The organism is Neobacillus sp. DFD-2R (genome assembly GCF_057747865.1).
In genome coordinates this window covers 3610916-3636174 of the sequence record NZ_CM173228.1, presented here as the reverse complement: position 1 = coordinate 3636174, position 25259 = coordinate 3610916, and the positions used below count along the sequence as shown (strand labels likewise).

Here is a 25259-nt window from a genome sequence, read left to right as displayed (position 1 = left end):
AAGAGGTGAAATAATCAGTGGAACAGATGTTTAATGACTTATATAAAAAATATCATCAGGATCTATTTAATTTTATCTACTTTATGATTCATAACCGAGAACATGCAGAGGACCTTGTACAGGAGGTATATATCCGGGTTTTAAAATCTTATCAGCAATTTAAAGGTGAAAGCAGTGAGAAAACATGGCTATTTGCCATTGCCAGAAATGTTGCCATTGATTTTTTTCGAAAACAAAAAGGGTGGAAACAGCGGATAGTCGATACATTTGAACATCCTGCCTTACAAATGAAGGATGAGTCACCTTTGCCTGATGAAATCACTTTTCAGAGGGAAGAGATTAAATTGATGGTCCGATGCCTTGAAAAATGCACAATGGACCAAAGATGTGTGATTAACCTTCGTTTTATTCAGGAACTTTCCATTATTGAAGCGGCAAAGGTATTAGGATGGAAGGAAAGTAAAGTTAAAACAACACAGCATCGTGCAATCAAACATTTAAGGATTCTTATGGAATCTGCCGAGAGAAATGAAAGGGCTGTGTAAAAATAAATTTGTCATTTATAATCATTAAAAATATAAACTATTCTAAATATTATATTAAATCGAAAAATCCGGTAAAATAAAATTGGCATCAGGACTTTCATCCAAAGTTAGAAGTTATCTTTTGGAGGGAAATAAATGTTACCAATTTCATTCAGAACTTTCGGTGGCTGGTCATGCATTCTTTCAGGTCTTTTACTTTTTATTGCCCATTTTGTAAACCTTTTCGGAGAATCCAACGAAGGTACCATTTTAGGAAGTAGTTTTGTTTTGGCAGCTCATTTAATCGTAATATTTGCCCTATTCGCTATATATATAGAACAGGCAACAGAATCAAAATCTCTCGGATTGATCGGACTGGTTCTGAGCATTTTAGGAACTTCATTTGTTTCCGGAATCGTTTTCGTTGAGATTGCCGGTTTTTCAGGGGTAAATACTGACCTGGTTTTCCAAGCACCTATCTCCAATCTAATTTTTTCAATTGGGCCGCTTCTCTTTGTTATAGGCATGATTCTTATTGGTATTACAACCGTTTTAACGAAAAAATTATCAAGACGTGCCGGTTTATTTTTAATTTTAGGAACCTTAATATTTGTAATTGCCAGTTTTGTAAGTGCTGCGCATTTGTGGATAGAAGCAATTGGCGCTGCCTTTACCGGGCTTGGGTTTGTTTTTTGCGGATTACCGATGGTTCAGGCAAAGAACAACAGCAGAAATGCGAGTTTGTCCATGTAGCCTTGCCGGCTTTCTTTGAATAGAAAGCCTATTTGAGAACGCTCATTTTGATTTATGAGACGTTCTTTTTTTTACAAAATAATAAAACTTAAATTTCTTTACAATTACTTTTGATGAGTATATATTACATGGTATAAATCAGGTAAAGCATGGTGGTTTTTATTTAAGGCTCTTTTCGTAAACTTTGTTGCTTTTGAAGCTTAATAAAGTTCATTTACTAAGTTTCTAGGCAATTTTCGCAAATGTTCTTACGAAAAGATGCCACGAAGCTTCTAATTATACGGGTTGATAAACTTATACGAAAAACAACAATCTATGCGAAAATAGCCTTATTTAAAAAAAGAAGGGATTTATTATGAAACACCCATCTGACCTACTTGAAATAATTTTATTTATTGTGTCTTTAATCGCTATTTGGTATTCAATATCAAATTTTAATAGTGTTAAACGAATCCTGATTGGGAGACCTATGAGGACAGCAGAATTGAATGCAAAACACAATAAATTGCTATGGTTTATTGCTTTACCGATACTCGCGGCGGATTTATACTCTTCTGTATCCTATGGACCTGAATCAGGGATAACTGAACTGATCGGACTTGGATCGGGAGCCAAATGGTTTATCATTCCGATAACCATTTCAACAATTATTCTTCTCTTTATTTTAATTGTTTCATATATTATGGGAATCATAGCTTATCCGAATGGCGGCGGTGCCTATGCGATTGCAAAAGATAATTATAATCAGAAATGGGTTTCATTAATTGCTTCAAGTTCTTTATTAGTTGATTACATTTTAACCGTGGCGGTTTCCGTTTCGGCTGCATTAGAAGCGGTGACTTCCGCTTATCCGGTCGTTGGACCCTATGAAACAGTTCTAGCTATCCTTTGTGTGTTTATTTTATTAGTTGTCAATTTAAGGGGGGTTGCCGAATCTGCCAAAATATTTGCCTGGCCGACAATTGGATTTATGTTCTGTATGCTTCTCTTAATTGTTACAGGGTTTTTTCATGAGTTTAAACATGGATTTGCACAGGCTTCTACTCCTCCATTTGGAACAGTCCCAAAAGGATTGACTACTTTACTTTTATTAAAGGCATTTAGTTCAGCCTGTTCTGCATTAACAGGAATTGAAACGATTTCTAATTCTGTACCGATTTTCAGGGAGCCCCAGCAGAAAAACGCCATTAAAACGTATATTGCATTAGGTGCAGTTACTTCTATAACCTTATTAGGATTTTCTTATCATCTCTACGTGCAGGGTATTTCACCGAATTTACATAATACGATGCTTTCGCAAATTACCGCTATTTATTTTGGTCATGGAATTTTATATCAACTCATCATTTGGTTTACGTTTATTGTCCTCATTTTGGCGGCAAATTCCACTTTTACAGGTTTTTCACAGTTAGCAGCAATTGTAGCGGCAGATGGCTTTTTGCCGCGAGGATTTACGAACCGTGGGGACCGCCTGGGATATTCGAATGGAATTATTTCACTTGCGGCATCAGCAAGCTTACTTATTATCGCCTTTAAAGCACATACCAATGCGTTGATACCTTTATATGCCATCGGAGTTTTCCTATCATTCTCAATTGCTCAATTCGGGCTAATGAAACGGTGGAAACGGGAAAAAGGACCGCATTGGAAAGTGAAATTAGGAGTCAATACGGCCGGAGGCGTTATTACTACAATCGTTGCGATTATTTTTGCCGTTACGAAATTTACAAGCGGTGCCTGGATTGTGATCATTGTTATTCCGACGATCATTATGTTATCGATATCGATCCAAAAACATTATCGAACCATTTCAAATGAGTTGAAAATTGATGTGAATAAAACTCATCCTGAAACAAATAAGGTCATGACAATGGTTTTAGTTTCGGGTGTTCATAGAGTAGTAAATAATACTCTTTCTTTTGCAAAAAGTATTTCACAGGATGAACTAATTGCTGTATATGTTGGATTTGATGATGATGCCATTCATAATATGGAGGAAAAATGGGCAGAGTGGGGGACACCGTGCCGATTAGTGACATTGAAAAGCAAGTATCGGTCGGTTTTAGAACCTCTTTCAAGGTTAATCCATGTCATCGAGGAAAAAGAAGGGTTCAATGGACTTATCCAGATAGTCATTCCGCAATTTATCCCGAAAAAGTGGTGGCATAATTTATTACACAACCAAACAGCATTATTACTACGTTTTTGGTTGTTTAGACATAAGGATGTTGTGATAACAACAGTTCCCTATCATTTGAAAAAATAAGGAAAAAGCAGCGGGAATCCGCTGCTCAGATTGTCGAGAAAGGGTATTTTTCTCTGCAATTTTTTATTTTGTCAGAATCTAATTTTGTCAGAATCTAAATACCAAATTTATTGATTCTCCCTGCTAATGTGCCTGTTGATTACCGCTCCGGGCACTCGCTTTCCGCGGGGAGGTCCTGGAGCCTCCTCGGCGCTTTTGGCGCCTGCGGGGTCTCCAGTGACCTCTGTATCCCGCAGGAGTCGAGTGCCCTCCGCTCCAATCAACAGGGAGGCAAATCAACCTAAAGTATTGCAACACACTTTTTCTAACCTTGCTAAGTGTATTGCAATCTTTTTTATATTTTGGCAGGCTGCAGTTAGAAGAGCCTGTTCACTTGCATTCTTCAATCCCCGTAACCGGCAGTAGCGAAGCCCGTGCAGCTCTTTTGAGTCTGCGAAGCTTCGCTCAATTTTTTCCTTTCTAAATTTATAAAGCATTTTTCCCGATTTAGATAAGCGATTTAACCTTACCTTTTCCTTGTGCTCCTCCCATACATGTCGTGTTACAACTTTTACTTTATTTTTTGAGCGTGTGCATTTCCAGGAGTAACGAATACATCAGTAATAATGTTAAATTTCATATCAGTAGTCCGGTGATCGAGATAACAGAACATTTCCTGCTTATTTTCACGGGACATAAAACCACATTCAGGGTCTGTTGTACTGACTCTAATTTCCTTAATCTCTTTTACTTCCTCCTTTTCTTTTAATGGCTTTTTTCCGTATTTAATTCTATCCTCTTCTATTGCCTTGTTTAAGTCTTCAAAATATTCTCGAGTATCCGCTTCCACTTCTTGTTTTGTATACTTATTTTTATTTGCATTTGCCTTTAAATGAGTTGAATCCGTAAATAAAACACGACCGACCACCATCTTGTGACTCATTGCAAGAAGAACAATCTCATCAAAAATCTCCTAAAAAATATTTGTATCCTTATAACGGTGTTGACGATTCCAGCTAATCGTAGAGTGATGAGGTACTGGGTCCTTGAATTTCAGACCTAAAAACCAGCGGTAGGCAACGTTTGTTCTTATTTCCCTTTCTAGTTGACGTTCAGAACAAATGCCGTAAATATAACCAATAAACATCATTTTAAAAAGAATAAAGGGATCAGTAGGGCGTCCATTATCATCGCTGTAATAAGGACGGATCTTTTCAAGAAGAAACGAAAAATCAATATATTTATCAATCAAACGAAGAAGATGGTCATCAGGTACCAATTCATCAATAGATACAAATTCAAATTCACTTTGGCTAGACTCTTTTGGCTTAAACATTGATTTCACCACTTATTTTAATTATTTATTAGATTAGTTGGAGGTCTTTATTGAAAACACTCTGTTGATTGGCGCGGAAGGCACGCCCGCGGAAAGCGAAGTGCCTGGAGCGCCAATCAACAGACCTGTTTAAAAGCCTATATACCAATAATATTATAACGAATTAACGCGGTGAATTGTTAATGCAAATAAATAAACAAGAGGCTGCCGAAGGTTTTTCGACAGCCTGAGCAGCGGGAATCCGCTGCTCTTTTTTGTTTTAGTTAGATTCCTTTAATTTAGAGGCATATTCTTGGATCATCTCATTGGTCACTTGCTTTCGAGAGGGGATAATTCCTTGTTTTGCAAGCTCATTGATTTGATTGGTAACTTCATTAATTTTCGCTGTTGAAAATGCTTTTCCTTGCCTGCATAATTCTAATGCTTCTTCAATATAATATTCTCTTTGTTGATCCAGTGCTAAAAAGTCGTTGATTCTATGGTTTTGTTTATTAACATGCCGGGTAATAGCTTTATGTACACTCATAGTCAGTTCTCCTTTTCATTGTTGCATATTTTCCTACTATCTTATCATATATTTATGAATTTCTTTATCATGATGATTACCAAATTCTTTTTCCAAGAATCAGTAAATCTCTTTCGATTCCATCTAATTCTGCTACATTTGGAAGGCGTGCCCATTCTTCAAATCCAAAACTATTGAATAGCTTAATGCTGGGCTCATTATGACCAAAAATAAATCCAAGCAATGATTTTATTCCAAGCTTTGGACAGGCATCAATCGCTTTTTGAATGAGATATTTACCAAGATTCTTCCCTCGATATTCCCGGTGAATATAAATACTGATTTCGGCTGTTGCATGATACGCCGGTCTTCCATAGAAAGATTGAAAACTTACCCAAGCGCAAATTTCCACCTGATTTTCTACCACCCATAATGGTCGGTCAGCGGGTGAATGGACGTTAAACCATTGTTCACGGCTTTTAACGGAAACAGGCTCTGTATCGGCAGTCACCATCCTGCTGGGAATTGTCGAATTGTAAATATCAACGATAGTTGGTAAATCATTTAACACTGCATCCCTAATTGTAATATCCTCATACATGTTTGTTCGACATCCTTTTTGTTCGTTATTCTGCTAGTTTTCATCTTAACTTTCAATTCAAATAATTTCAATAAGAGTTTGAATCATTATTTCCTATTTGTAGATTCTAAGAATGCATGTTTAAAATAAGGAATAGAATTTCATTTTAAGGATAGGAGGAAATCTTATGAAAATGTCAGGAAACACAATATTAATTACCGGTGGTGCTTCTGGGATTGGTTTGGCCTTTGCTGAGCGCTTTTTAGACAGGGGCAATGAAGTAATCGTTGTGGGCCGCCGTGAAGAAAAATTAAAAGAAGCGAAGGAAAAGTTTCCGAACCTCCATATCAGGGTTTGTGATGTTGCGAATGAAAACGAACGTAAATCGCTTTTTGACTGGGTAACAAATAAATTTCCACAATTAAATATGCTGGTGAATAATGCAGGCATTCAACAAAGAGTAAACCTGCAAAATGCAAGTAGTGACTGGGATTATTACCGAAATGAAATCTCGATTAATGTCGACGGCCCGATACATTTATCCATGCTATTTATTCCACACCTAAAGAAACAAAAGGATGGGGCGATCATCAATGTTTCTTCAGGCCTGGCAATCATGCCGGGTGTATGGGTACCTGTTTATAGCGCAACAAAAGCAGCACTACATTCCTTTACAATATCGTTACGACACCAATTAGCAAACACAAGCATTAAGGTTGTCGAGGTCTTGCCGCCGGCGGTGAACACAGATTTAGGCGGTATCGGATTACATACTTTTGGGGCACCATTGAATGACTTTGCCGATACGATTTTTCTAGGCTTTGAAAAGGGAGACCTTGAAATTGGCTATGGCGATACGGAAAAACGGTTAAATGCACCAAGGGAGGAAAATTTGCAAGATGTCAAGATGGCTTGGGAGGGTTTTATAAAAAGGAATCCGGATTTTTTGAGTTAATTTGAAAAAACTCGCCAATTTGGTAACAGGATGTGAATTTGAAGTGATTTAAGGTATGAATTCAACCGAGGATTTGAACATATTGATGATTTTTTTTAAGCAAATGCGAGGGTCATTCGGACAGGGCAAGTAGGAAATTGCCAGTGATAGTCCGAATCCGAGGCTAATTCAGACAGGACAAAAGCTCCCAGTCACATTACGGGCTTGCCCATTATAAGACTGTTCAAAAGTAAAGCGGTTAAGATTAGGGCAGTTCTTAAAAACAACAATCTATCTAAAAATAGCATAATAGAAAGAATGGCTCGGAGAAGTTAGAGTCATTCTTTTTGCGTATAATAATGCGTTTTCCTTGGTGAAAAGTTTGTGATTAGTTCTGAGAATCTACTTGAGATTTACAGTTTTGTACCACACAAGTGAACACGTTACCAATTTGGTGAGTTTTTTTATGAAACCGTTTCAAAAACATTAATAAAAAGTTCACAGGCGTTCCATTCTATTTGAGGTAAAATAGCTATATAAAAATAGTTTGTGAAAAAGAGCACAAACATAAAAAAAGAGGCGAACTAACTATGCATTTATCTTTAAGTGCCCTAATCATTCGATTCCTAATGGGAGGCTCTGCAGTACTTGCTTGTACATTGGTTGCTAGGAATCTGGGTGAAAGGGTAGGGGGAATATTTGCTGCATTTCCAGCTGTATATCTAGCAGCCCTGTTAACAATCGGTCTCGATTTCCACGGCGGTGAACTTATTTCACATTCTATCATCATTTCAAAAGGGGCAATCTTTGGAATGGCAATTAATATTCTGGTTGCAATACTAGCCGGATACCTGCTTCCAAAGATAGGCTGGAAACGTGGAATTATCCACTCAATGGCCTGCTGGTTTGTCGTATCAATTGTGGTCGTATATATTACATCTCATTAAGGAAAAAGGTGATCGACATGAATAAACAGGACTTATTTATTCGTTTTTTACTTGGAGGGACAGCTGTCTCACTAAGCTATCTCATAACAGTCATTTCTCCATGGAAGATTCTAGCCGGTATATTTGCTGCATTCCCGGCCGTTATGCTAACGGCAGTCATTATGGTCGGTATTGCTGCAGGTACAAAAAAAGCAACGAATATTGCTAAGGGCTCAGTGTATGGGATGATCGGCGGAATGGTTTGTGTAACTACCGTATTACTTGTATTAGAAACAACTAATAATTGGAGCTTTAGTATTATAATAGGCCTTCTTGCTTGGCTTGGCAGTTCAATTGCCATTTCTACTTTAAAAGAACGCGCATTAAACAAAGCAATTCGTCAAATTTAAAAAAAAATCCTTTGGTATGAACCAAAGGATTTTTTTTATAATCATGTTGTAAATTAAAACTTGTTTTATCTGAAAGTTCAGAATAAAATAGAATTAACGTACCTACCGGTTGGTATGTTAACTGGGATAGTTACATATTATTTTTGTAGCGGAAAAAATAACTAGTTTACAAGAATAAGATTGGAGTGAAAGGTATGTATTTGCGTTTAACAGATGAACAAAAAATGGTGCAGAAAACAATTAGAAGGTTTGTAGAAAAAGAATTGATTCCATTAGAAAATGATTGTTTAAGAAATGAAAGAGAAGGCAAGCCAAGTTTACCCGAGGGTAAGCTTAAAGAGCTTCAATTAAAAGCAAAGGAAGCCGGTTTCTGGGGAATTAACACACCGGAGGAATACGGTGGTGCCGACCTAGGGCAAATGATGATGGCGATTGTGTTAATGGAAGTTTCCAAGACATTTGTCCCATTTTCGTTTGGAGGAGGGGCTGATAATATTCTTTATTATGGGAACGAAGAGCAGAAGAAAAAATATCTCATTCCAACTATTAATGGCGAGAAGAAATCTTGCTTTGCGATGACTGAGCCCGGGGCAGGTTCTGATACAAGAAATATTAAAATGACGGCTATAAAAGATGGTAGTGAGTGGGTCTTAAATGGCGAAAAAACATTTATCACCGGAGGAAACGAAGCGGACTTTGTTATGGCCATTGCAATCACTGATAAGGAAAGACATCAATCTACACAAGGTCGCGAAGGAGTAACCTGTTTTATTGTTGACCGTGATATGGGCTGGAAATCTGAGTATATACATACAATGGGAGAATGGGGTCCAGCCGGATTAGTGTTTGATAATGTCCGAGTTCCTGAGGAAAATATTCTTGGAGAATTACACAAGGGTTACAATCTTGGTCTGGAATGGATCGGCTTCGCAAGATGGGTGGTTGGTGCCAGAGCCGTCGGAGCAGCGGAACGCTTGTTGCAGATGGCGATTGATTATTCCAAAGAACGGATTACCTTTGGAAAACCAATTGCTGAAAGACAAGCAATCCAATGGCAAATTGCTGACTCTGCTGTAGAAATCGAAGCAGCAAGATGGTTAGTATTAAATGCTGCCTTTACTCTTGATAACGGTGAAGATAATCGCCAACTGGCCTCCATGGCAAAATTATATGGTGCAAATATGGGAAATCGGGTCGTTGATCGTGTTATGCAGATTCATGGAGGTATGGGCTATACAAGAGAACTTCCAATTGAACGCTGGTACCGTGAAGCAAGACTTTGGAGAATATATGATGGTACAGATGAAATTCAGCGTATGATTATTTCTCGAAACCTAATTAAAGGGCATGTAAAGGTTGGCCAATACGTATAAATTTATTTGTAAGCGCTAACTGGATTGCTAAATTACTATAAAATGTTTGGAGGAAATAGAATGGCAGGGAGATTTGAAGGAAGAGTAGCGTTTGTTACCGGCGGAAGCCGTGGAATTGGAAAGGGTATAGTAGAGCTTTTTGCTCAAGAAGGTGCTAAAGTCGCATTAATTGACTTAAACGAAGAAGCATTGAGTGAAACTACAAGCGAATTAAAAGAAAAAAGCTATGAGGTATTTTCTAAGGTTGCCAGTGTTACAGATGCCGAGCAAGTTGAAGCCGCTGTAAAAGAGGTATATGAAACGTTTGGTTCAGTGGATATTCTTGTCAATAATGCGGGTGTTATCCGTGATAATCTATTATTCAAAATGACCGATTCAGATTGGCAAACGGTAATGGATGTCCATTTAAAAGGCTCTTTTAATTCCGCCCGTGCTGTTCAAAAATACATGGTAGAAAATAAATATGGTCGCATTATCAACATTTCATCTACTTCAGCCCTTGGAAATCGCGGTCAGGCTAACTATGCTGCGGCGAAAGCAGGCCTGCAGGGCTTCACGAAAACACTTGCCATTGAGCTTGGCAGGTATGGGATTACTGCTAATTCGGTAGCCCCCGGTTTTATTGAGACCGAAATGACGAAAGAAACGGCTGCCAGACTCGGCATTTCTTTCGAACAATTAATTCAAGCAAGCGTAGCGAACATCCCGGTCGGAAGAAGCGGTAAGCCTGCTGATATCGCCAATGCTGTTGCCTTTTTTGCTGATGAAAAATCATCATACGTGAATGGTCAAGTCATTTATGTTGCAGGTGGACCAAAAAATTAATCCTAATGAGGTGAAGAGGAATTGTTCAAAGAACAAATCGGCAAACAATCGGAAAAGGTAAAAAATGTCGTAGAACGGGGTGCGGTAAAGAAATTTGCTGAAGCGATCGGGGATCCTCATCCTATATATTTTGATGAGGAAACAGGGCGCCTTTCCAGATATAAGAACAATATTGCCCCGCCAACATTTCCAAGGACTTTTGATTATGGTGTGATTGAAGGATTCAACCTGCCTAATAAGGGCTTGATCCACGGTGAACAAACATTTCACTACGAGCGGCCATTGTTGGTGGGGGAAGAAATTTACTGCTATACCAAAGTGAAGAATTACTTTGAGAAAAAAGGAAACTTTGGTGAAATGGGCTTCTTGTTGATTGAGAATTATGGAGAGGATATGACAGGAAATATAATCTTCAGTTCAACATCAACTGTTGTTATCTCGGAAGCAGTAAGGAAGGTGTTGTCACGATGAATGCAATTATAGAGTTGCAAGAAGGGGAATCGCTAAAGGAAATTCAGCTAGAGCCGGTTTCAAGACTTGACTTAATCAAGTATGCAGGTGCATCAGGTGATTTTAATCCTATTCACACGATCGATGAGGAAGCAACGAAAGCGGGCTTGCCCGGGATTATTGCCCATGGTATGTGGACGATGGGCAATCTGGCAAAACTGTTTACTCCTTATTATGAAGAAGGCTTTATTCAGGATTACTCCATTCGCTTTAAAGGAATGGTATTTTTGAATGATGTAATTACACTGAAGGGAACATTGATTGAAAAAAAGGATCAAAACCTCCGTTTCAAGGTTAAGGCAGTGAATCAGCAGGGCATTGAAGTTTTAAAGGGTGAGGTTTTGTATCATCAATACTAATTGTTATTTACCCGGCACCAGAGAAGCTTCCGTTTCTGGGGCTGGGTTTATTACTATCTTTTTTGAAAAAAGTGGAAATTTATAATTTTTAGTTACATACCAACTAGTTAGTATGTAAATTAAGCTATTAAAAGGAGGAAGCGCTCATGCATATTAAAGAATTATTCGATTTAACAGGTAAGGTTGCAATTGTTACTGGCGGTGGAAGAGGACTTGGACAGCAAATTGCTGAAGGGTTTGCTGAGGCAGGCGCCAATGTAGTGGTATGTTCCAGAAGACTGGAAGCATGTATGGAGGTAAGTGAAGAGCTTAAGAAGCTTGGTGTCGATTCACTGGCACTTAAATGTGATGTAACCAATCCTGAGGATGTAAAAAATATCGTTGAACGAACGATCGAAAGGTTTGGACGAATTGATATTCTTGTCAATAATAGTGGTGCCTCATGGGGTGCTCCGGTAGAGGATATGCCTCTGGAAGCATGGCAAAAAGTAATGAATGTCAATGTGACAGGCACCTTTTTAATGTCACAGGCAGTGGGCAAAGTGATGCTTGAGCAAAAATCAGGAAAAATCATTAATATTGCCTCTGTTGCCGGTTTAAAAGGTTCAAATCCAAAATACATGAATGCGATTGGATACAATTCGAGTAAGGGTGCAGTTATTACCTTTACAAAGGATTTAGCCGTAAAATGGGGACCGCATGGAATCTATGTTAATGCGATTGCACCGGGGTTTTTTCCGACAAAAATGTCAAAAGGCTTACTGGACCATGGCGGTGAAGGAATTTTAGAAGGAACTCCGTTACGTAAATTTGGTTCTGAGAATGACCTTAAAGGGGTTGCCTTATTCTTAGCGGCACCTGCTTCTGATTTTGTAACAGGTGATGTTGTCATTGTTGATGGCGGGGCACATGCAATGTAGATTTCACGATAACCGAAATTAATATGGGGATGAGCAAATGAAAAGAGATGCAGTCATTGTTTCTGCGGTACGGACAGCGATTGGCAGGCAGGGTAGTGCTCTTGCAACTGTTCCTGCACATGTATTGGGAGCAGAGGTTATTAAGGAAGCCGTTAAGCGGGCAAAAATTACACCGTAGATGATTGATGATGTCATTTTTGGCAACGTTTTATCAGGTGGCGGAAATATTGCCAGATTAACAGCCTTACAAACGGGTTTATCACTTGATTTACCGGGGTTAACCGTTGACCGGCAGTGCGGTTCAGGAATCAATGCAATTAATCTAGCCCCACAGGCAATCCGGGCCGGTGATGGAGATGTTTACATAGCAGGTGGTACTGAAAGCATGAGCCGTGCTCCTTATTTAATGGACCGGCCGGAAAAACCGTTTAGTCCAACACCTCCAAGTTTTAGAAAATCGCAGTTATCTCCTAAAGAAATCGGTGATCCGCCTATGGGAATTACCGCAGAAAATCTCGTAGAAAAATATAAGATTACTAGAGAAGAGCAGGACGCCTTTGCTTTTCGCAGTCAGCAGAGAATGGCGGCTGCTATGGAAGAGGGCCGCTTTGTTGAACAAATTGTCCCCATTACGATTCCGGTTAAAAAAGGGGAACCAATTATTTTTAAAACAGATGAGCACCCACGTCCACAAACGACTATCGAAGCATTATCAAAGCTTCAGCCGGCATTTCTTAAGGGTGGAACTGTTACCGCCGGAAACAGTTCCGGTTTAAATGATGCGGCATCAGCAGTTGTTGTAATGTCCCGTGAAAAAGCAGAGGAACTAAATCTAACCCCGCTGGCAGTAATTCGAGCTTATGCTGTGGCTGGTGTCGATCCGAACATTATGGGTATTGGACCTGTATCTGCAGTAAGGAAGGTGCTGGACAAGTCAGGCCTTTCATTGGAAGAAATGGATCTTATTGAAATCAATGAGGCATTTGCCGCTCAGGTGCTAGCTTGTAATCGAGAGCTTGAAATTGATCCGGAAAAAGTAAATGTAAACGGCGGTGCGATTGCCCATGGGCATCCTCTTGGTGCAACAGGTGCCATTCTTGTGACGAAGGCTGCCTATGAATTAAAACGTTTAGGCGGCAGATTTGCACTTATTACAGCCTGTATTGGCGGAGGCCAAGGAATCACTACCATTATTGAACGTGAATAGAGGAAAGTACTTAATCATACTAAATTATGATAGCGGTTACATTAAAAATTAAACTTTAGGAGAGATAAACGATGTTAACTCTTCATTATCCATATTGGCCGAAAATATCAAAATCACTAAAGGTTCCCTCCACCTCGCTATATGACAACCTGAAGGTTAGTGCCGGCCGTTATCCGGATCAAGATGCGATTTACTATTATGGAAATAAAATCTCCTACCAACAATTAGACCGTGAGGTAATTGCTTTGGCGGGATATTTAAAACAAAAGCTAATGGTGTCCACTGGCGAGAAAGTTTTGTTGTTTATGCAGAATTCGCCGCAATTTATCATTGGATATTATGCAATATTAAGGGCGAATGCTGTTGTCGTACCAATCAATCCGATGCTTACTGCGAATGAGTTGGAATTTTACATTCGCGATTGTGAAATTAAGACTGCTCTGGTAGGTCAGGAATTATATGAAAGAGTTCAGCCCTTGATTGGAATAACGACACTTGAGAATCTCGTTATTGCAGCCTATTCCGACTATATAAGCAGTGAGTTTGAAGGGACTATTCCTGAAGAAGCACAAGCTCCGAGAGTTGTCTTATCCGATTCCGGCCATTACCTCTGGAGTGAGGCGTTACAGGCAAATTATCCTCCAAGTGAACACACCGCAAAGGTCGATGATCTTGCCGTTTTACCATATACTTCAGGGACAACAGGACTTCCAAAAGGCTGTATGCATACCAATCGGACCGTCAATGCGAATACCGTTGGCTGCTATCATTGGTCAAATTCAACTCCAAATGCGGTCCATTTGATGACATTGCCGCTGTTCCATGTAACGGGTATGGTTCACAGTATGCATATGCCTATATATAGCGGTAGTACCATTGTCGTCATGACACGATGGAATCGTGAAGCGGCAGTAGAACTCATTAAAAATCAAGGCTGTACCCATTGGGTCACTATAGCTACAATGATTATCGATTTCTTAGCCAATCCTGCTTTAAGAGCTGAGGATATTTCATCCCTAACTTCAATTTCAGGTGGTGGAGCGGCACTGCCTGAAGCAATTGGCGAAAAATTATATAAAATTTCCGGCTTGCGCTTTGTGGAAGGCTACGGACTATCGGAGACTATTGCCCAGACTCATTTTAACCCGGCAGAACGCCCGAAAATGCAATGCCTTGGTGTTCCTTCCTTTGATGTCGATGCAAGGATTATTGAACCTGCAACGGGAAAAGAACTTGGTGTCGGTGAAGTCGGAGAAATTATTGTAAATGGTCCGCAAGTCATGGTTGGTTATTATAACCGTGATGATGAAAACCGAAGTTCTTTCATTAAAGTGGAAGGTAAAAAGTTTTTTAGAACAGGTGATATCGGCCGATATGATGAAGAAGGCTATTTCTTTATGGTCGACCGTGTGAAACGAATGATTAATGCATCAGGATTTAAAGTGTGGCCGACAGAGATAGAATCTTATCTTTATAAGCATCCTGCTATTCAACAAGCCTGTGTTGTCGGGGTACCTGATTCAAGACGAGGGGAAACCGTTAAAGCATTTGTTATTTTAAACGAAGGCTACGAAGGCAAGGTAAGTAAGGAAGAGATTATCGAGTGGTCAAAAGAGCATATGGCTGCCTATAAATACCCTCGTTTCATTGAGTTCCGTAAGCAATTCCCAATGACAAGCAGCGGGAAGATCCTCTGGCGTAAATTGCAGGAAGAGGAAAACGAAAAAGCTGAAAATAAGGTTAGATAGAGATTAGTAGAAGCGGCGTCATTTTAATGGGCAGTTCCTCTTGTTTTTGAAAGAACTGATTAAAACCACAAGAGGGATCTTTTTTTGTAATTTATTTGTCAGAAATTTTTAACAGGTATTTTCAATTTTTGGAAAGAACTTATACATATTCAATGTTTTATTAAAATATAGTTTTGTTAGCAGTTTGTCAAACCTGCTTTCGAAGTATAAAAGTTTTGAAGGGAGTGGTCGGATATGGTTAGAATTGTACCGCTTGAACTGGAAACACATTTTGCAGAAGGGACAGTTAACGCTTTTTTGGCGATCGGTGAAACCATCACCCTAATTGATACAGGAAATCCCGACAAAGAGTCGTTTCAACAACTCAAAACAAAACTACATAAGAATAATATTGACATTAAAGATATTGATCAAATTGTTCTTACCCATATCCATATTGATCATGCCGGCGGTGTTCCTCTTATTCAGAACGAGGCGGAAGTCCCTATTTATGTTCATGAGATGGCAAAAAGCTCATTAAACGCTTGTTTCGACGATTTTGAACGCGACATGCTTTTCTTTTATCAATTCATGGAACATTGTGGAGCAGACCCATTGAATCATATCATAAAGCGGAGCTTTAAAGAGGAAAAGTGGAGGAATGTCTCCTATTTAAAAGAGGGGGATGTGATTCCATTAGGGGGACAAAATTTTGAGGTTGTTTATGTTCCAGGGCACAGCCAGACAGATATTTTGCTTTGGGATAAGCAAACAGGGGATACATTTTCCGGTGACCATTTGGTGAAGGCTTTTTCCGTAAACGCTTTTATCGAACCGCCAATTCCAGGTAATTTGTCCCGTCCTAAGCCATTGTTACAGTACCGCCGGTCACTTGATAAAATTAGCCGCCTCCCGCTGAAAACGGTTTATCCCGGTCATGGAGAATCTTTTAGCGACCATCAATCATTAATTCAACAAAGATTAATAGAACAGGAGAATCGCTGTGAGCAGATTGTAAGAATCTTATCCGGCGGTCCAAAAAGCATTTTTGAGATTTGCACGGAGATGTACCCCCGTTTAAAGGATAGGATGATATTTTTAGGGTTATCGCAAATACAAGGCCATATCGATTTGCTGGAAACAAGAAATCGGTTGGCTGTTGAAAAACGGGATTCGATTTCGATGTATCGTTTGATGAATTAATGAAAAAGGGGTGGTTTATTTGAAGCTTAAGGAGCCGCTTGAATCTAATATTGACCGGTATGGTGAATAGCCTTTTTTATTTTTCAAAGAAAAACAATATACCAATGTTGAGACGTAGGAGAATGCAGATAAATTTGCCAATGGGCTTCGCCGCCTTAGAATATCGCAAGGTGATCGCATTATTGTTTGTATGCTTAATTGTCCGGAGGTCATCTATATCTATCTTGGAATACGGGGCCAAAGCGGGTGATTACCTCTTCTCATGTTTTCCGAAGATTCGTTAACATAATGAAAAATGGAAGGGAGAATGTTTATGGAAACAAGAAGAAGGATATTAACGACAAGCACTAGAGGTCTACTCGAAGATTCGTTTCCGTATCGCTTATACCAAAAGGCAAAACGAATAGGAACTTGGAATCCTGCAGATATCGATTTCAGTCAGGACCAAAGGGATTGGAAAACACTAAATTTAGAGCAGCAAGCCGATATTTTGCGTTTGATCTCTCAATTCCAGGCAGGTGAAGAAGCGGTAACGCTTGATTTACTTCCCCTTATTATGGCGATTGCTAAAGAAGGCCGTTTAGAAGAAGAAATGTTTTTAACAACGTTCTTATACGAAGAAGCCAAACATACAGAATTTTTCCGACTTGTATTAAATGCGATTGGCGAGAAAGGAGATTTATCCTACTGCCATACCCCGACATATAAGAAGATATTCTATGAAATTTTGCCAACAACGATGGAGTGCCTTATCACTGACCAATCCCCGGAGGCAATTACTGACGCATCAGTAGTTTACAACATGTTTGTTGAAGGAGTATTAGCGGAAACCGGCTATTTTTCATTCTATCAGGCATTAGAAAAAGCAGGAATTATGCCAGGTCTTTTAGAAGGCGTCGGTAATTTAAAAAAGGATGAATCACGGCATATTGGCTATGGAACATTCCTGCTTCAACGATTAATCTGCGAACATCCGCATCTCTTTGATTTTGTTGCCGAAAGAATGGCTGAATTAACTCCATTAGCCCTTAGGTTAAATGAAGAAGGCATAGCAGGGAGAGAGGTAAGCTCATTCGGTGGAAACCCTGAGGATATTAGGAATTTTACTATGAAGCAGCTTTCTGTCCGGATGGAAATTTTAGCGCGGGCAAAAGGGAAAAAAATTGAAGAGATTTATAGATTTACAGAAAGTGACTTAGGTGTTTTATAAATAGCTTGAGAGACGGAACTGGTATGGAATTCTGGTTGGCCAAACTAATAAAGAGGTGAAGATGATGAAAACTTCATTATCACAGTTTATGTTTCGTACGGGAATCTACAGTGGTTCGAACTACGGCATTGGTGCCAAACGAGTTGTCCTTTTTAGTGACAGAGGGTTAGAAAAAGCAGGTGTGGTTGAAAAAATTGCCGAGATTTTTGCATTAACAGGACATGGAAGCGGACCTGAACTTGTCAGAACATTTTTGGATATTGCTCAAGATGCTGAAGGCAGATGCATTAATGTTGCGGTCCGTTATGCAAGAGAGGTTAGAGCAGATGCCCTTTTGGCAGTAGGGGGAGGAAGCGTTCTTGATACGGTTAAAGGGGTGAAATACGCACTTCCCAGCCGGTTCATTATTGGCCGGTTGGGTTTGAAATGGCAAAAATTATCGAATTGTTTGATTCGCAAATAAAAACGGCATTCTTAATAAGGGAGTAATCGGAATTGAACTTAAAAATAAAAAAATTAATAGATTGTACAATTCACGAGCCAGTTACAGCCTGGAATAGAGGGTTTGAGGGCTATTTTGTAAAATTGGAAATGACACCTGAAATGTTTTTCAACCGGTTGGTAAACGAGGGTTTATCGATGGAACATTCCATTGTTGCCTTTGACAATGAGAATCCGGTTGGGATTGTCTTAAACGGATTTCGGAGTGTTAACGGCAAAAAAATCTCTTGGAATGGCGGTACTGGGGTTGCCACTGAATATCGTGGAAAGGGAGTTTCTAAACTTCTTATGGAGGAGATTTTAAAAATTTATCAAGTAGAGGGAGTGGAGATCGCTACACTGGAAGCCATTAAAGAAAATGAACGAGCGATCCGACTATATGAACAGTTTGGCTATCAAGTCGTCGACTCACTCGTATATTTGAATGGAGTTCCGGAGTTTCATTTTGCCGCCGGGAATTTGCTACAATCCAAAGCAATCCGGCCTGAACAGCTTCAAGCTTTGTCATTTTATAAGGAAAATGTGGCATGGCAATGTCAATGGCCAAGCGTGAAATCAGGTGAAGCCCAGGTTTACTTTGATAAAAAACAGAATCCGGTAGGCTATACGCTGTTTAAACGAGTTTGGAATCAGGAAGGCTTAGATAAAGTATTTTTATATCAATTTGAACTACTTCAAGATTTAGATGAAGAAACAATGCAAGCCATTATCGCAAAAATTACTGAAGGGGAAAACAATCCTGTAAACTTTGTCATTATCAATGCTTCGATGACAAATCCGGTTACCCAATATTTAATAGATAATGGCTTTAAGATAACAACGGAACAGGTGCAAATGGTAAAAAGATGATAATTGATAAGTTTTTTTTGAAACCTTCATCGGATTAATATATAATTTGCCATAGGGTCATTCACATTTCTTGGGTAGGTCCGTATATTTTATTCGATTAAGGAGTAATTCAAATGGAAAAAGTACTTATTTTTGGTCATAAGAATCCCGACACAGATACGATTTGTTCTGCCATTGCCTATGCAGACCTGAAAAAACAATTAGGAATGGATGTTGAACCGGTTCGTCTTGGAGAAATTAATGGCGAAACGGAATATGCTCTTAACCATTTCAATTCAGAAGTTCCACGTTTGGTTGAAGCAGTTGCCTGTGAAGTAAAATCCGTCATTTTAGTTGACCACAATGAACGCCAGCAAAGTGCAACGGACATTGCCGATGTCCGTGTTTTAGAGGTAATCGATCATCACCGGATTGCTAATTTCGAAACAAGCGATCCATTATATTATCGTTGCGAACCTGTTGGATGTACGGCAACAATTTTAAATAAAATGTATAAAGAAAATGGTAAAGAAATTAAGAAAGAAATTGCCGGTCTTATGCTATCAGCAATCATTTCTGATTCCTTACTATTCAAATCCCCAACATGTACAGCTGAAGATGTGGCGGCTGCACGTGAATTAGCAGCCATTGCCGGTGTTGATGCAGATACATACGGTTTGGAAATGCTCAAAGCCGGTGCGGATTTAAGTGATAAAACAGTAGAACAGCTTATATCCCTCGATGCAAAAGAATTTGAAATGGGTTCAAGCAAAGTTGAAATTGCACAGGTGAATGCAGTTGATACAAATGACGTGCTTTCCCTTAAAGAAGAATTGGAAACAACGATTTCTAAAGTGATTGCTGATAAGAACTTAGACTTATTCTTATTTGTCGTAACTGATATTCTAACAAATGATTCCATCGCTTTGGCACTAGGAAATAAAACCATTGCTGTAGAAAAAGCTTATAATGTTACACTTACTAACAATACTGCTACCTTAAAGGGTGTTGTATCACGCAAAAAACAAATTGTCCCTGTGTTAACGGACATTTTTAACAAAGGACTATAATAAAGAAAGAAAACTCGCCAAGCGGCGAGTTTTCTTATTAAATAAGGACCTTTGATTTCAACACAAATTTTTCAACTACTTTTGCTACTCCATCATTCATATTCGTGTCAGTTACGTAATCTGCTTTTTGCTTAATGTCATCCGGTGCATTACCCATTGCGACGCCAAGGCCTGCAAACTCAATCATCGCTAGATCATTGTAGCTATCACCGATGGCAATAACTTCTTCACGCTTAATTCCAAGCTTCCCGATCAAATGGTTTAGGCTTGACCCCTTAGTTACACCGCTCTCCAAAAATTCCAAGAAAAAAGGTTTTGAACGCATCACACTTAATTCTCCCGCAAATTCTTGATGAAGCTTCTTTTCAACAGCATTAAGCTTTGCCGGATCCTCAACCATTAAAACTTTGATTACTGGTTTTGTTACTGAATCTATGAAACTATTAACCACGACAACTTCCAGTCCCGTAATTTCCCCTTCAATCGTTGTATATTGGTTGGCAGCTTCTGTGACAATGACATCCCCTACATAGGTATGGATCCAAACACCCTCCTGTTGACTAATATCATATAATCTGTGAACTGTTTCCGGTGGCATAGTGCTGCTAAAAAGCTCTTCGCCTGTCCGCCAGTTTATAATTTTTGCCCCATTATAGGAAAGGATAAAGCTTCCGTAATCTTTTAGACTCAATTCTTCAGCTATTGTCTTCATACCGTAGGTTGGGCGTCCAGACGCTAAAACCACCTTAACTCCCGAAGCTTGTGCATCCATTAATGCTTGCTTCGTACGTGGTGATATCGTAAGGTCGTCAGTTAATAATGTATCATCTAAATCTAGGACAATCATTTTATACGTCATCTCTGATGATTCCTTTCATTTCAAATTTCTAAATACCATCATACTATAAAACTTACAAAAAAACTTCCTACAATTGAATCCCAATTTGCACATATAGATTAACATGGAGGTCTTTTATGTTAAAATATTGTCAGAAAAATCTTTATATTAGAATTTCCAATAAAACAAATCCTTAAGAATAAACGTTGTTCATAAAGTAGCAAAATATTTATTTTTTCTCTTGCGATAAGGAGGATGGCAGTTGGCAAACCGCAATGGGCAAATCAATGGTCAAAGAATTTCAAGGAGAATTGAGGAGCTTGCAAGTTGTTCCGAGCCTTCAAATGGGGTGACACGGTTATCATTTACAAAAGAATTTCAATCAGCTCAAAAATTGGTTGAAAAATGGATGATTGAAGCGGGAATGACAGTAAGAATAGATAACCTCAATAATATTATTGGCCGTTATGAAGGTTCAAAACCCGTTGCACCCGTATTATTAATAGGATCACACCTTGATACAGTGATTGATGGCGGAAAATATGATGGGATGTTAGGCGTAATTTCCGGAATCGAAATCATAAGGGTACTTTTTGAAAATGATACCAGATTGGAAAATCCTCTCGAGATTATCGGATTCAGCGATGAAGAGGGAGTAAGATTTCACTCAACCTTTTTAGGAAGTAAGGCGATAGCCGGTACTTTTTCCGAAGAAACCTTACAGTTAAAGGATGAAAAAGGCATATCTTTGGCCGGAGCTCTTCAACAATTAGGATTAGGACCACATAACTATCAATCAGCAGCACTGGACCCCCAAAAAGTACTTGGGTATTTAGAGCTTCATATTGAACAAGGACCTGTTCTCGAAGCAGAAGGTCTTCCTTGCGGGGTTGTATCGGGTATATCCGGAGCTTCAAGGTATTCATTTAAAATTACAGGATTTGCAGGTCATGCCGGTACTGTTCCCGTTCGGCATCGCAAGGATGCGCTTGCAGGAACGGCTGAATGGATCATTGAAGTGGAAAGATTAGCAAAAGAAAACGCACCGATTGTAGCCACGGTTGGAAAGTTACAGGTTCATCCCGGGGCAAGCAATGTTATACCGGGCGAAGTGTCAGGGACTTTAGATATTCGCGATACAGATGTAAAAAGGAAAAATGACATAATTAAATTAATACTCCAAGCAGGGGAAGAAATTTGTAAAAAACGCGATTTAACGTTTCAGGTTGAAAAAATGATGGAAACAGCTCCAACATTTTGTGATGATGGAATTACGTCTGCAATAGAATCTGCAATACTATCAAATGGAATAAAACCAATCTCTTTAGTTAGCGGTGCTGGACATGATGCGATGGCAATGGCTGATTTAACGAGAGTGGGAATGATTTTTGTCCGTTGTAAAGCGGGAATTAGTCATAACCCCGAGGAATATGTCACCGTTAAAGATATGGAAATAGGCGCCAAAGTCTTACTGGATACAGTTATTCAAATAATCGTTAATGATAAAAACATATTGAAGGAGAGAGTAATTTGATGGCGAAAACACTAAGTCATGAAAAACAACAATTAATCAACTATATTGAACAGCAACAGGAGCATATGATTACATTCTTAAAAGAGCTTGTGTCGATCCCATCTGATAATCCGCCGGGTGATTGCCAAAAAATTGCTGAACATATTTACAAACGCCTTGACGGATTTGGATTAGAAAACGTTTCAATTAATGAAGTCGAAAAAGAAAAAGTGAAAGCAGTTGGCATGATCAAAGCTTCAAACGTTGTTGGCTTCTCTACTTTTGGCAATGGGGAAGGACCTGAAATTACCTTGAATTCCCATGGGGATGTTGTCCCTCCCGGGCTTGGCTGGACACAGGATCCTTATGGTGGAAATGTTGTCGATGGAAAATTATATGGCCGGGGTGCTGCCGTATCAAAATCAGATATTGCTTCCTATACATTCGCAGTATTGGCTTTAAGACAGCTTCAGGCAAAATTAAGCGGGAAAATTTCATTAGCCTTTACCTTTGATGAAGAAACCGGTGGTAACATTGGTCCAAAATGGCTGCTTGAAAAGGGTATAATTAATCCGGATATGGCAATCTGCCCAGGCTTTACCTATTCCCTTGTCAATGCCCATAACGGCTGTCTGCATTTGGAAGTAAAACTGAAAGGAAAGTCTGCACATGCCGCTGAACCACAATATGGACATGATGCCCTGGAAGCTATGACCGGTGTTTTGAGTGCTCTCTATGAATACAGAAAAGGTTTTTCAAAAGTGAAATCAAATGTGCCTGGAATTGATTCTCCTAATTTAGTAGTAGGATTAATTTCCGGAGGGATAAATACAAATGTGGTCCCGGATACAGCGGTTATCAGACTTGACAGACGTTTAATTCCCGAAGAAAATCCTCAGGCTGCAGAAGCAGAAATCAGAAATTTGATTGCTTCAACACTTGAAAATCATCCAGGTGTTGAAGCAGAAATCAAACAAGTTTTATTAGCCCGCAGCTTCGGACCGGTACCTGTTGACTCTCCATTGGTACAATCGATTTCAACCAACTGGACTGAAATAATGGGCGGAGAGTTGCCTGTTGGCGGGTCACCATTGTATACAGATGCACGTCATTTTGCCGAGGCTGGAATTCCTGTTGTCTTATTTGGAGCCGGTCCGCGGACATTATTAGAAGCAAATGGACACCGTGCGGATGAGCATGTAAAAATTGCTGATTTAGTAAAATCTACAAAAATTGTTGCTTTAGCACTTTACGATCTTTTGGAACAGCAAAACGAATAAATAACTGAAAAGTATGTTAGTTGAGGTAAATTAAGGCTGGCCATACCTGAAGGAAAGGATAGAAATCCATGAACATAAATCTTGATAATCTAAATGATTGGGATCAAAAGGCTTTTACTGAAGCACTTGGTTGGGTGTTTGAACATTCGCCCTGGGTTGCAGAAAGGGCATGGTTCAAACGGCCATTTCTCACTGTTAACGATATTCATCATGTCATGAAGAATGTGGTCCATGAATCTGAAATAGAAGAAAAGCTTTCGTTACTAAGGGCACATCCCGACTTGGCAAGCCGTGTCCAAATGGCTGATGCCTCCGTGAAGGAACAGTCAGGTGCAGGGCTTGATAAACTCTCGAAAGAAGAAGAAGAAGAATTCTTATCACTCAACAAGACATACACAACCAGATTCGGTTTCCCTTTTATCATGGCTGTAAAAGGTCAAAATAAAGAATCCATTCGAGCAAGTATGAAGAAGCGAGTGAACAATTCACCGGATGACGAAATTAGAGAAGCACTTGAACAAATTTATAAAATAGCCCTCTTCCGTTTGGAGGGTTTTATTACCAGTTAAGTGCAGACAATCGTAACCCCGATTGCTTGGACCTCGAAAGTAAATCCTTAACTTTGATCGAGGTCCTTTCTTTCATGTTTTGAAAAAATCAATTTAATTTAATCCCTATAAGAAATAATACATATTATACTTGTAAAAAGAATGGAATATTTAAGAGCTTAATAGAATTTATTAAGGTTTTGAGGGTGAGTTGTCAATTTATAATTTTTTCATTCAAAAATGTGCGATTTGCAAACGAAAGGTTAAACCGTTTCGAAAAAATATCAATGATAAAGGGGTGACAGTAAAAATTTGTATCCCCTGCTCGCAAAATGCAGAAAGAAGGGCTTTTAGGCTGAAAGAATAATTATTAAAATTTCCGACAACTATGTTCCCAAAAGCCAGAAACCCATAATCTTTTTTGAGGTGATCAATGGTATGGAAAGCGGTAAAAATGGCGATGAAAGGGGGAAAACATGGATATCAGGCTTTTAAAACCAGAAGATGCTGAAGAATATCGGAAAATTAGATTAGAAGCTTTAAAAAACAATCCCGAATCATTCACTTCAAGTTTTGAAGAGGAAAAAGAGGTTCCTGTTGAAAATTATGAGGCTCGATTCCGATTAGATGTATCGTTCACGTTTGGTGCTTTTGAAAATGAACAATTGATTGGTGTCTGTACTTTGCTAAAAGAACAGAAATCAAAACTTAAGCATCGGGCAAATATTGTCGCAATGTATGTGTCTCCTCAAAAACGGGGAATGGGTATCGGAAAGTTATTGATGCTAACCGCCATTCAAAAGGCAATAGAACTTGATGAAATTGAGCAGGTTAACCTTTGTGTGGTGTCATCGAATGCATCAGCGAAAAAATTATATACATCTATGGGCTTTAAAACATTTGGGATTGAAAGAAAAGCACTGAAAATAGAAGGACGCTACTTTGATGACGAATATATGGTATTGTTTCTTTAATTGTGTAACCAGCCCGCCCCTACGTTAATACGTTACATGCAGTATGGGAATAAGTATTTACCCCTATCATGGTATCAATTATTTAAACAAAATTACTCGTTTTAAGGCCTTTAAAAAAATAAGAAGGCCTTTTTAATTGAAAAAATAGCCTTATGAAAGG

25 protein-coding genes and 2 pseudogenes are annotated in these 25259 nt (G+C 39.0%); 23 read left to right on the top strand and 4 right to left on the bottom strand.

The features are described from left to right. Positions 1 to 17 precede the first annotated feature (17 nt). The 3 genes from AC3ANV_RS18195 (at position 18) to AC3ANV_RS18185 (ending at position 3543) form a co-directional block, all read left to right on the top strand. Positions 18 to 545, top strand: a complete 528-nt coding sequence (locus tag AC3ANV_RS18195; RefSeq protein ID WP_488310094.1) for an RNA polymerase sigma factor SigX — start codon at positions 18 to 20, stop codon at positions 543 to 545. A 135-nt stretch (positions 546 to 680) separates the two neighbouring features. After that, on the top strand, positions 681 to 1277 hold the full coding sequence (locus AC3ANV_RS18190) for a hypothetical protein (protein WP_488310093.1): 597 nt from the start codon (positions 681 to 683) through the stop codon (positions 1275 to 1277). A 355-nt stretch (positions 1278 to 1632) separates the two neighbouring features. Beyond that, on the top strand, positions 1633 to 3543 hold the full coding sequence (locus AC3ANV_RS18185) for an APC family permease (RefSeq protein WP_488310092.1): 1911 nt from the start codon (positions 1633 to 1635) through the stop codon (positions 3541 to 3543). A 275-nt stretch (positions 3544 to 3818) separates the two neighbouring features. Here the strand turns inward: AC3ANV_RS18185 and AC3ANV_RS18180 are convergent. The 3 genes and pseudogenes from AC3ANV_RS18180 to AC3ANV_RS18170 form a co-directional block, all read right to left on the bottom strand. Next, a pseudogene (locus AC3ANV_RS18180) lies at positions 3819 to 4858 on the bottom strand (transposase). A 259-nt stretch (positions 4859 to 5117) separates the two neighbouring features. Beyond that, positions 5118 to 5384, bottom strand: coding sequence for a YpbS family protein (locus AC3ANV_RS18175; protein ID WP_488310091.1), 267 nt, complete (start codon positions 5382 to 5384; stop codon positions 5118 to 5120). A gap of 76 nt (positions 5385 to 5460) precedes the next feature. Continuing rightward, complete coding sequence (locus tag AC3ANV_RS18170; protein WP_488310090.1) at positions 5461 to 5964, bottom strand: GNAT family N-acetyltransferase; 504 nt, start codon at positions 5962 to 5964, stop codon at positions 5461 to 5463. A 166-nt stretch (positions 5965 to 6130) separates the two neighbouring features. Between AC3ANV_RS18170 and AC3ANV_RS18165 the strand changes: the two genes are divergently transcribed. The 16 genes and pseudogenes from AC3ANV_RS18165 (at position 6131) to AC3ANV_RS18090 (ending at position 19946) form a co-directional block, all read left to right on the top strand. Next, positions 6131 to 6898, top strand: a complete 768-nt coding sequence (locus AC3ANV_RS18165; protein ID WP_488310089.1) for an SDR family oxidoreductase — start codon at positions 6131 to 6133, stop codon at positions 6896 to 6898. A gap of 569 nt (positions 6899 to 7467) precedes the next feature. Beyond that, a complete protein-coding gene (locus AC3ANV_RS18160; RefSeq protein WP_488310088.1) occupies positions 7468 to 7824 on the top strand; it encodes a DUF3147 family protein in 357 nt (118 codons plus the stop codon). A gap of 17 nt (positions 7825 to 7841) precedes the next feature. Further along, the gene (locus tag AC3ANV_RS18155) at positions 7842 to 8213 is read left to right on the top strand and encodes a DUF3147 family protein (protein ID WP_488310087.1); all 372 of its coding nucleotides are present in this window, start codon (positions 7842 to 7844) and stop codon (positions 8211 to 8213) included. A 194-nt stretch (positions 8214 to 8407) separates the two neighbouring features. Next, the gene (locus tag AC3ANV_RS18150) at positions 8408 to 9586 is read left to right on the top strand and encodes an acyl-CoA dehydrogenase family protein (protein WP_488310086.1); all 1179 of its coding nucleotides are present in this window, start codon (positions 8408 to 8410) and stop codon (positions 9584 to 9586) included. A gap of 60 nt (positions 9587 to 9646) precedes the next feature. Next, positions 9647 to 10411 carry a beta-ketoacyl-ACP reductase gene (locus tag AC3ANV_RS18145; RefSeq protein WP_488310085.1) on the top strand — a complete coding sequence of 255 codons (765 nt, stop codon included), beginning with the start codon at positions 9647 to 9649 and terminating at the stop codon, positions 10409 to 10411. 21 nt (positions 10412 to 10432) lie between these two features. Beyond that, complete coding sequence (locus AC3ANV_RS18140) at positions 10433 to 10882, top strand: MaoC family dehydratase N-terminal domain-containing protein (RefSeq protein ID WP_488310084.1); 450 nt, start codon at positions 10433 to 10435, stop codon at positions 10880 to 10882. Further along, positions 10879 to 11280 carry a MaoC/PaaZ C-terminal domain-containing protein gene (locus AC3ANV_RS18135; protein ID WP_488310083.1) on the top strand — a complete coding sequence of 134 codons (402 nt, stop codon included), beginning with the start codon at positions 10879 to 10881 and terminating at the stop codon, positions 11278 to 11280. Before AC3ANV_RS18140 ends, AC3ANV_RS18135 begins: the two co-directional genes overlap by 4 nt. A gap of 146 nt (positions 11281 to 11426) precedes the next feature. Next, complete coding sequence (locus AC3ANV_RS18130; protein ID WP_488310082.1) at positions 11427 to 12200, top strand: SDR family oxidoreductase; 774 nt, start codon at positions 11427 to 11429, stop codon at positions 12198 to 12200. Positions 12201 to 12237: 37 nt separating this feature from the next. Continuing rightward, positions 12238 to 13407, top strand: a pseudogene (locus tag AC3ANV_RS18125) (thiolase family protein). A gap of 71 nt (positions 13408 to 13478) precedes the next feature. Further along, positions 13479 to 15155, top strand: coding sequence for a long-chain fatty acid--CoA ligase (locus tag AC3ANV_RS18120; RefSeq protein ID WP_488310081.1), 1677 nt, complete (start codon positions 13479 to 13481; stop codon positions 15153 to 15155). Between the two features lie 234 nt (positions 15156 to 15389). Continuing rightward, complete coding sequence (locus AC3ANV_RS18115) at positions 15390 to 16337, top strand: MBL fold metallo-hydrolase (RefSeq protein ID WP_488310080.1); 948 nt, start codon at positions 15390 to 15392, stop codon at positions 16335 to 16337. A 160-nt stretch (positions 16338 to 16497) separates the two neighbouring features. Further along, the gene (locus AC3ANV_RS18110) at positions 16498 to 16587 is read left to right on the top strand and encodes a hypothetical protein (protein ID WP_488314268.1); all 90 of its coding nucleotides are present in this window, start codon (positions 16498 to 16500) and stop codon (positions 16585 to 16587) included. Between the two features lie 63 nt (positions 16588 to 16650). Beyond that, entirely contained in the window at positions 16651 to 17547 is an 897-nt protein-coding gene (locus AC3ANV_RS18105; RefSeq protein ID WP_488310079.1) for a R2-like ligand-binding oxidase, read from the top strand. A gap of 61 nt (positions 17548 to 17608) precedes the next feature. Then, complete coding sequence (locus tag AC3ANV_RS18100; protein ID WP_488310078.1) at positions 17609 to 18010, top strand: iron-containing alcohol dehydrogenase; 402 nt, start codon at positions 17609 to 17611, stop codon at positions 18008 to 18010. Between the two features lie 32 nt (positions 18011 to 18042). Continuing rightward, entirely contained in the window at positions 18043 to 18897 is an 855-nt protein-coding gene (locus tag AC3ANV_RS18095; RefSeq protein WP_488310077.1) for a GNAT family N-acetyltransferase, read from the top strand. A gap of 113 nt (positions 18898 to 19010) precedes the next feature. Next, entirely contained in the window at positions 19011 to 19946 is a 936-nt protein-coding gene (locus AC3ANV_RS18090) for a manganese-dependent inorganic pyrophosphatase (RefSeq protein WP_488310076.1), read from the top strand. A 37-nt stretch (positions 19947 to 19983) separates the two neighbouring features. On the opposite strand, the gene AC3ANV_RS18085 is transcribed toward AC3ANV_RS18090, so the two are convergent. Continuing rightward, on the bottom strand, positions 19984 to 20805 hold the full coding sequence (locus AC3ANV_RS18085; RefSeq protein ID WP_488310075.1) for a Cof-type HAD-IIB family hydrolase: 822 nt from the start codon (positions 20803 to 20805) through the stop codon (positions 19984 to 19986). 241 nt (positions 20806 to 21046) lie between these two features. On the opposite strand from AC3ANV_RS18085, the gene AC3ANV_RS18080 reads away from it, so the two are divergent. From AC3ANV_RS18080 to AC3ANV_RS18065, 4 genes are all read left to right on the top strand, one after another. Further along, positions 21047 to 22318: an allantoate amidohydrolase gene (locus tag AC3ANV_RS18080; protein WP_488310074.1), complete on the top strand. Its 1272-nt coding sequence runs from the start codon at positions 21047 to 21049 to the stop codon at positions 22316 to 22318. Further along, on the top strand, positions 22318 to 23577 hold the full coding sequence (locus tag AC3ANV_RS18075) for an ArgE/DapE family deacylase (protein WP_488310073.1): 1260 nt from the start codon (positions 22318 to 22320) through the stop codon (positions 23575 to 23577). The genes AC3ANV_RS18080 and AC3ANV_RS18075 overlap by 1 nt, the downstream gene beginning before the upstream one ends. 68 nt (positions 23578 to 23645) lie before the next feature. Continuing rightward, positions 23646 to 24146 (top strand): 2-oxo-4-hydroxy-4-carboxy-5-ureidoimidazoline decarboxylase, encoded by a 501-nt coding sequence (gene uraD / locus AC3ANV_RS18070; protein WP_488310072.1) that lies wholly within the window; start codon positions 23646 to 23648, stop codon positions 24144 to 24146. Positions 24147 to 24601: 455 nt separating this feature from the next. Beyond that, positions 24602 to 25099 carry a GNAT family N-acetyltransferase gene (locus AC3ANV_RS18065; protein WP_488310071.1) on the top strand — a complete coding sequence of 166 codons (498 nt, stop codon included), beginning with the start codon at positions 24602 to 24604 and terminating at the stop codon, positions 25097 to 25099. Positions 25100 to 25259 lie beyond the last annotated feature (160 nt).

Bases quoted from the DNA above. Each gene is read 5' to 3' on its own strand.
- AC3ANV_RS18190 (WP_488310093.1), top strand. From the start codon at position 681: ATGTTACCAATTTCATTCAGAACTTTCGGTGGCTGGTCATGCATTCTT.
- AC3ANV_RS18185 (WP_488310092.1), top strand. From the start codon at position 1,633: ATGAAACACCCATCTGACCTACTTGAAATAATTTTATTTATTGTGTCT.
- AC3ANV_RS18175 (WP_488310091.1), bottom strand. From the start codon at position 5,384: ATGAGTGTACATAAAGCTATTACCCGGCATGTTAATAAACAAAACCAT.
- AC3ANV_RS18170 (WP_488310090.1), bottom strand. From the start codon at position 5,964: ATGTATGAGGATATTACAATTAGGGATGCAGTGTTAAATGATTTACCA.
- AC3ANV_RS18165 (WP_488310089.1), top strand. From the start codon at position 6,131: ATGAAAATGTCAGGAAACACAATATTAATTACCGGTGGTGCTTCTGGG.
- AC3ANV_RS18160 (WP_488310088.1), top strand. From the start codon at position 7,468: ATGCATTTATCTTTAAGTGCCCTAATCATTCGATTCCTAATGGGAGGC.
- AC3ANV_RS18155 (WP_488310087.1), top strand. From the start codon at position 7,842: ATGAATAAACAGGACTTATTTATTCGTTTTTTACTTGGAGGGACAGCT.
- AC3ANV_RS18150 (WP_488310086.1), top strand. From the start codon at position 8,408: ATGTATTTGCGTTTAACAGATGAACAAAAAATGGTGCAGAAAACAATT.
- AC3ANV_RS18145 (WP_488310085.1), top strand. From the start codon at position 9,647: ATGGCAGGGAGATTTGAAGGAAGAGTAGCGTTTGTTACCGGCGGAAGC.
- AC3ANV_RS18135 (WP_488310083.1), top strand. From the start codon at position 10,879: ATGAATGCAATTATAGAGTTGCAAGAAGGGGAATCGCTAAAGGAAATT.
- AC3ANV_RS18130 (WP_488310082.1), top strand. From the start codon at position 11,427: ATGCATATTAAAGAATTATTCGATTTAACAGGTAAGGTTGCAATTGTT.
- AC3ANV_RS18120 (WP_488310081.1), top strand. From the start codon at position 13,479: ATGTTAACTCTTCATTATCCATATTGGCCGAAAATATCAAAATCACTA.
- AC3ANV_RS18115 (WP_488310080.1), top strand. From the start codon at position 15,390: ATGGTTAGAATTGTACCGCTTGAACTGGAAACACATTTTGCAGAAGGG.
- AC3ANV_RS18105 (WP_488310079.1), top strand. From the start codon at position 16,651: ATGGAAACAAGAAGAAGGATATTAACGACAAGCACTAGAGGTCTACTC.
- AC3ANV_RS18100 (WP_488310078.1), top strand. From the start codon at position 17,609: ATGATGAAAACTTCATTATCACAGTTTATGTTTCGTACGGGAATCTAC.
- AC3ANV_RS18090 (WP_488310076.1), top strand. From the start codon at position 19,011: ATGGAAAAAGTACTTATTTTTGGTCATAAGAATCCCGACACAGATACG.
- AC3ANV_RS18085 (WP_488310075.1), bottom strand. From the start codon at position 20,805: ATGACGTATAAAATGATTGTCCTAGATTTAGATGATACATTATTAACT.
- AC3ANV_RS18075 (WP_488310073.1), top strand. From the start codon at position 22,318: ATGGCGAAAACACTAAGTCATGAAAAACAACAATTAATCAACTATATT.
- uraD (WP_488310072.1), top strand. From the start codon at position 23,646: ATGAACATAAATCTTGATAATCTAAATGATTGGGATCAAAAGGCTTTT.
- AC3ANV_RS18065 (WP_488310071.1), top strand. From the start codon at position 24,602: ATGGATATCAGGCTTTTAAAACCAGAAGATGCTGAAGAATATCGGAAA.